Source organism: Psychroserpens jangbogonensis, from assembly GCF_000797465.1.
In the GTDB taxonomy this organism is placed as follows: Bacteria; Bacteroidota; Bacteroidia; order Flavobacteriales; family Flavobacteriaceae; genus Psychroserpens; species Psychroserpens jangbogonensis.
On record NZ_JSWG01000005.1, the window covers coordinates 38,531 to 44,530 of the forward strand.

Here is a 6,000-nt window from a genome sequence, read left to right on the forward strand (position 1 = left end):
CGGTTTCTTTTGCTAACTTAGTTCTAGCCAACGCAACTAACCATACACAAACTCGTTGGCAATAATTATGATTCTTATACTCAACTAATAGTAAAAGGAAATACTTTAATCTATGGCTCAATCAATAATTAACTTTTCCTTTACATATCTTTCTGAATAACCAACTCTTTTTGAAATATCTTTAATTGAAGCCCCTTGCTTAAGCATATCACGCGCAATTTTTTTCTTAGCAATTATTAAAATTTTTAAAGCCGTAGTATTTTCTTTTTTAAGATTTCTATTAATTTGGACAACGGAGGTGTTAAGATATTCTGCCAAATTATCTACAGATTTCACTTTTGGTTTTTCCTCAATAATCTGTGTTATAATTTCAGAGCTAATTGTTTGTTTTAGGTTTTTTTCTTTTCCCCTTTTAAGAACAAACCAAAATGATAAAATAATAATAATAATGGAGAGTGAAAAAGTTATAATTGAATAAGCATATTTCGGCAAAGAGCTATCATTCTTGATATAAATCTTATCTAATAAATTTGGGATTATAACCTCTCGCATAGTTGAGGTTTCTATGATGTACAAACCATTTACAGACCCTGCGTAAATATAATTGTCATCAAAATTTAAAGCAAATTTATTAAATTCAATATTATCAATTATTGTATTAATCTGTCCATCTAAAAATATATGAAACCCTCTATTGTTTGTAAATAATAATGAGTCATCCAAAAACATTAACTGAATTACTTCCTCATTTTTGAAAACTACATCTAGGCCTAAGTTCTCATTTAATCTGACCAGATTGGTTTTAGTTCCCAGATATATTTCAGAACCATCAATATTAATATCATTAAAAGAATAATCGAAAGTGTAAACATCTATGCTACCTTTTGAATCTATAATATATAAATTACCATTTGTTGAACATGCATAGAGTTTGTTTTGATGAATTTGAATATCTGTAAAATCATCATTAATTAATATTTTGTTATTAATTGAATTATCTAAATCAATAATTCCAAGTGCTGAATTATACATCGCATAGAAAACTCCTTTGAAATCTACTAACTTTCTTGTTCTTGGGCCATTCTCGGTCGCTAAAACATTTTCAAATGTTGAATTATTGATATTTAATTTTAGTAGATCGTCTTGACATAAATAGTAATTACCATTAATTTTAGATAATTCACCATTCGAATATTCTAAATCACCCTTAATCTTGATATTAGAAAATTGAGTCCATAATGAGTCAGAAAATACGCCACTATATGTTGAGATTATTCTTCTACCAGGTTCAGAAAAAACATGTCGAATGGAACGTCCTTTATGTTCTATTTTATAATTAGTATCAATTCGATATTGCAGTATTTTCCCGTTTAAACATATAAAGAGATTATTGTTTACTCTTGCCACTGTAGCTTGTTTATTGCAAAATCCTGGGATTATATTTTCATAGTATTTACAATTTATCTGTCTATTTAACGGTATGTAATTTGAGTTCATCACTACATATTCTTGACTATCCGAATTGAATTCCAGCCAACTATATTTTAAGTTGCCTTTTGCTTGCTCAATAGGTTTATCTTTTTCTAGATTAAAATAATAGAGCTTATTATCCATTCTAAAATAAAGGTCTTTATTGTCTGTAGTAACGTTTTTTGCATTAGACACATTTAAAGATTTGACGAAAATTGTGTCCTGAGCCTCAGCTGTTATAAGAAAAAATAAAAACACTAAAAAATACAATATCTGTTTCATTTAATACAGTTATGTTAAGAATAGATCTAATATTATCAAAAATAAACAACCTAACCTACTACATTAGGGTGAATAATTTATAATTTTGAAAAAGAATACCGACAATTAAATTTATGCAAACGCTAATAATTAAACCTACACTTCTATTTTTTGTGCTATTAATTCTTTCTTCTTGTAGCGGAAGTGATAGTAATGAGGAACCTATTACACCACCTACAGAATTTCATAAAGCAAATGTATTTATGCAGAATTATTATACAGAGAACACATTGCTAAATTGGGAAATAGAGGAGATTGAATTAATTGATAATCAAAATTATGCCTTTGGAAATAAAGTTGAGTTTGAATGGGAAACGACCAAGTCTTCTGTGCTTTTTGATGTAACAGACTCTAACAATAGTCATTTAATTTCTTCTTCGCATACAGTAAGTAACGGCAAGTTATATTACGCAAGTATGATTGGAAGTTCAGCTAATAAAACAATGGTTTTTTCAGAATTAGATGAAACCATTCCAGAAACAGGTAATGTAAGAGTTAAATATTTTAACGCAAACCAGAATATAGGTGCAGTAGATATTTATATTGGAGGTGAAACCTCTGACAAGAAAGTTGTTTCTAATTTAAATTTCGGACAGTTAAGCTCGTATATTGAAGTTAATCATAATGATATTTCAAGTTTAGTTGTTGTGACTCCGATGGGTATAGCTCCACATTTAGATACCAATTTATTAAGATTAAGTGATAACACTTCTCACGGAAACAATTCGATACTAATTATTGCCTTAGCAACACTAACTAATGAAAATTCTTCAGAATTAAGTTATTTTGTAGCAGAGCAATAGTTGATCTTATAAAACAAAAATACAACCTTGGATTAAATATGTCCAAGGCCTTTTTAAAGTATAAATTTATTAATACCTACGGTAAAATTTATACTAAGTCGTATCAAAAAATTAAATTTATTTAATTTAATATCTTTAAAATATACTCTATGAAAAAAATTACCTTACTTGCTTTTTTTATTGGTTTAACTGCGTTCGCTCAGCAAATATCAGTTTCTAGTACTTCTAGTATTGTTATTGGTGCTGGGGCTTCTTTAAATGCATTTGGTTTGGAAATGAGTCCAAGTGTTGATTATGAAATTGCAGATAACGAAATTAATCTATCAAGCTCCCTGGTATATGTTTCTGGCGGAAAAGAATCGATTCTTAGAGTCTATGAAATGGCAAATCCTTTAGCAAGCTACAGTGGTTCCTTAATTTTGAATTATGAAGATGCTGAAATAAACAGTGGAACCGAAATGCTCTTAAACATAGAAATTGAAGATAATAGTACATGGACAGAATATGCTTCAACAGTGAATGACGTCCTAAATACTATTACTCTTGATGCAAATTTAAGCAGTGTTGCAATAGATAGAGTAACAGCTTCTGCTTCAGATGCAACTTTACAAATTGACGAATTTGAATTAGATAAATTTGCTATTTACCCGAATCCTGCAACTTCGGAAATTAGAATTAGTAGTGACAATGACTTACAATTTGAAATCTACAATTCGTTGGGGCAGAAAATAAAAGAATCCAATTTAAAAAACATTGATATATCTACGTTTTCAAATGGAATCTACTTGCTAAAAGTGATCGATATTGAATCGAATAAATCCAACACATATAAAATTATTAAAAAATAATCAATGACTTGACTCTCAATTTTTGAGAATATCTGTCTCAATTTAGTTTCTAAAAATTATAAATCCATTAATTTAAAAACATCATTATGAAAAAAACGTACATGCTTATTATCCTTATTACTTTTGGAAGTAGTATATATGCCCAAGATATTAAAAACACGCTTGGCACTAATGGGAATTTTGAAGTAATAACCTCCAGCAATACAGAAACTCTAACGGTTACAAATGCTAGCCAAGTCATTATTTCAGACATAGCTACTCCAACGGCTAAGACAGATGTTTTGTTAGATTTAAACTCAATCAACAAAACATTACAACTCCCTTTGTTAACTCCAGCTGTCTGGAGCACTATTAATAAAGGTCCCGGGAGAATCTTTTGGAATGTACAAGGAGGTGCTGGTACATTATATGCTTTTACGGGAACTGGGCCTTTAGATTTCATAAGTATCCTAGATACAAGAAGTTTAATAAGTTCTTTAGCGGATGTTAGGGCGAATATTTCGGGAGACGGCAGTAGTTATTATATTGGCACAGACGCTGGTCTTGCTGCTGATGAAGATGACAATAATAACGTAGCTTTTGGTGTTGAAGCGTTAAAAAATTTAAATTCTATTAATAGTGCTAGTAATGAGGCTGAAGAAAATGTAGCAATAGGTCACCAGGCAAGCTTATACACTAATTCAGGTACAGGAAATACCGCTATTGGAGCTCAAGCAGGTGTTGCCGAGTTTTCTGGAACGCTAAACTACACTACTGCAATTGGATATAATGCTACACCTGATGAGGATAATCAAATTAGATTGGGAAGAGACGTAGACCACGTGGTTGTTCCTGGAGTATTAAAAGTACAAGATATGCTGAACCTAAAACCTAGGGCTAGTGCTCCTGCAAATCCGCAATTAGGTGATATGTATTATGACAGTGGTATAAATAGAATAAGGGTTTGGGCTGGAGCGCCCACAGCTGTTTGGGAGATCATAGCATGGCAATAATAGTTTAAGACTCCATGGTTATACTTTGGGGGCTATAATTCTTAAAAATATTAAATCCTCAACCGTTTGGATGAGGATTTTTTGTTTATGGTGGTTTATTAAAATATTAGTGTTTTATTTATTTCCCTACTCAACAACTAACAAAAAAAGTCAAAACAGTCTTGCTAAAATGGAAAATTACTCTGTTGAGATTTCAGTGGATTATGCTTAATTCTTGAGTTTGTTTTATGTTGTATTTTCTGTAATTTGGAGAAAAAATAAAAAATATGGACCGTTAGAATTGGTTATTCTAAAAGTAACTGATAAAAAAACTATCGCCAACAACGTGTATAATTTATGTTGTTTAAAGATGGTTCAAGAATTTCTGCCGAAATTCCTACGCTTCCCTCCTTTTTTGCTAACTTAGTTCTCAGACAACACAAACCATACACGAACACGTTAGCGGCAAGCTGAAGAACATTGCAAGCAAATAAACTTTCATAAAATGGCAAAAACAAAAATGACAGGATATTGGATGTTGATTTGTAACCCAAAGACTTGGCAAATCGATGAATTCCTTGAAACAAAAGAAGTTTTCAAAACTTGGAAAATTACAAGTTGGCAAAAAAAACATTTTAAGCCAAAACAGTTAGGATTTATGAGAGTTGGGCTTGACAAAAGAAATTTAACAGAGTTAGATGGTAAGCCAAGATTGGAATCTGGAATTTATGCAATTGTCGAAATTCTAAGCGAAGCATCTCAAATGCCTGAAATTGATTCCGCCTTTTGGCTTAATCCGAAAAAAGTGGAAATAGAAAAACCAAGGGTTAAAATCAAAATATTAAAGAACTTTTTAGACAATCCAATTTTAATGGATACTCTAAAATCTAATGACATACTAAAAAACGAAACAAGCTTAATAAAAGGTCAAGAAGCTTCAACTTGGCCAATAAGCGAAAAAGCTTTTAATGAAATTATTAATTTATCAAATACAAATATCGAATCCATTAATGAGGCTAAATCAGAATCTTATTATTCACTTGATGACATTCGAAAATTAGAGAATAAATATAGGCAAGCACCTCCAAGAATAAAGGAAATTATTAGTAGGAAGATTGAGCGAGGTAGTATATCAAAAGAAATAAAAAGAGTCAATAATTATGAATGTCAAATATGCAAATCATTAAACCAGCCGTCAAAAGTATTTAAAAAAAGAAAAGGGGAATATTATATTGAAACACATCATGTTATTCCTGTTTCGGAATTGAAGGAAGGTTCTTTAGGTGTTATGAATTTAATTACTGTTTGTCCAAATCACCATAGACAATTACATTATGGGAATGTTCAGATTGTCGATAATAATGAATCCGTTTTTGTTTTTTTGATTGATAATAAAAAAATTACGATTGAAAAAATAAAACTATAGCCAACCGCTAACAACGTGTATAATCAATTGCTCAGTTTGTGTGTACTCGGAAAATCCTGCGGATTTCCCTCTGGTTAGTTCTCTTTTACTAATTTAGACCTAGCCAACATAACTAACCATACACAAACACGTTGGCATTAATTATGACCCGTCCTGAAATA

General features: G+C 30.7%; 5 protein-coding genes. 4 read left to right on the forward strand and 1 reads right to left on the reverse strand.

Translation table 11 applies throughout. The annotated features are described in order from the left end of the window. Positions 1-117: 117 nt before the first annotated feature. Positions 118-1,752 carry a hypothetical protein gene (locus RH81_RS03530; RefSeq protein WP_033957844.1) on the reverse strand — a complete coding sequence of 545 codons (1,635 nt, stop codon included), beginning with the start codon at positions 1,750-1,752 and terminating at the stop codon, positions 118-120. Positions 1,753-1,865: 113 nt separating this feature from the next. On the opposite strand from RH81_RS03530, the gene RH81_RS03535 reads away from it, so the two are divergent. The 4 genes from RH81_RS03535 (at position 1,866) to RH81_RS03550 (ending at position 5,839) form a co-directional block, all read left to right on the forward strand. Then, complete coding sequence (locus RH81_RS03535) at positions 1,866-2,594, forward strand: DUF4397 domain-containing protein (RefSeq protein ID WP_033957845.1); 729 nt, start codon at positions 1,866-1,868, stop codon at positions 2,592-2,594. Between the two features lie 149 nt (positions 2,595-2,743). Continuing rightward, a complete protein-coding gene (locus RH81_RS03540) occupies positions 2,744-3,442 on the forward strand; it encodes a T9SS type A sorting domain-containing protein (protein WP_033957846.1) in 699 nt (232 codons plus the stop codon). An 86-nt stretch (positions 3,443-3,528) separates the two neighbouring features. Then, complete coding sequence (locus tag RH81_RS03545) at positions 3,529-4,434, forward strand: hypothetical protein (RefSeq protein WP_033957856.1); 906 nt, start codon at positions 3,529-3,531, stop codon at positions 4,432-4,434. 484 nt (positions 4,435-4,918) lie between these two features. Further along, positions 4,919-5,839: an EVE domain-containing protein gene (locus RH81_RS03550; protein ID WP_033957859.1), complete on the forward strand. Its 921-nt coding sequence runs from the start codon at positions 4,919-4,921 to the stop codon at positions 5,837-5,839. Positions 5,840-6,000: the final 161 nt, after the last annotated feature.

Coding starts and splice junctions, on each gene's coding strand:
- RH81_RS03530 (WP_033957844.1), bottom strand. CDS start 1,752: ATGAAACAGATATTGTATTTTTTAGTGTTTTTATTTTTTCTTATAACA.
- RH81_RS03535 (WP_033957845.1), top strand. CDS start 1,866: ATGCAAACGCTAATAATTAAACCTACACTTCTATTTTTTGTGCTATTA.
- RH81_RS03540 (WP_033957846.1), top strand. CDS start 2,744: ATGAAAAAAATTACCTTACTTGCTTTTTTTATTGGTTTAACTGCGTTC.
- RH81_RS03545 (WP_033957856.1), top strand. CDS start 3,529: ATGAAAAAAACGTACATGCTTATTATCCTTATTACTTTTGGAAGTAGT.
- RH81_RS03550 (WP_033957859.1), top strand. CDS start 4,919: ATGGCAAAAACAAAAATGACAGGATATTGGATGTTGATTTGTAACCCA.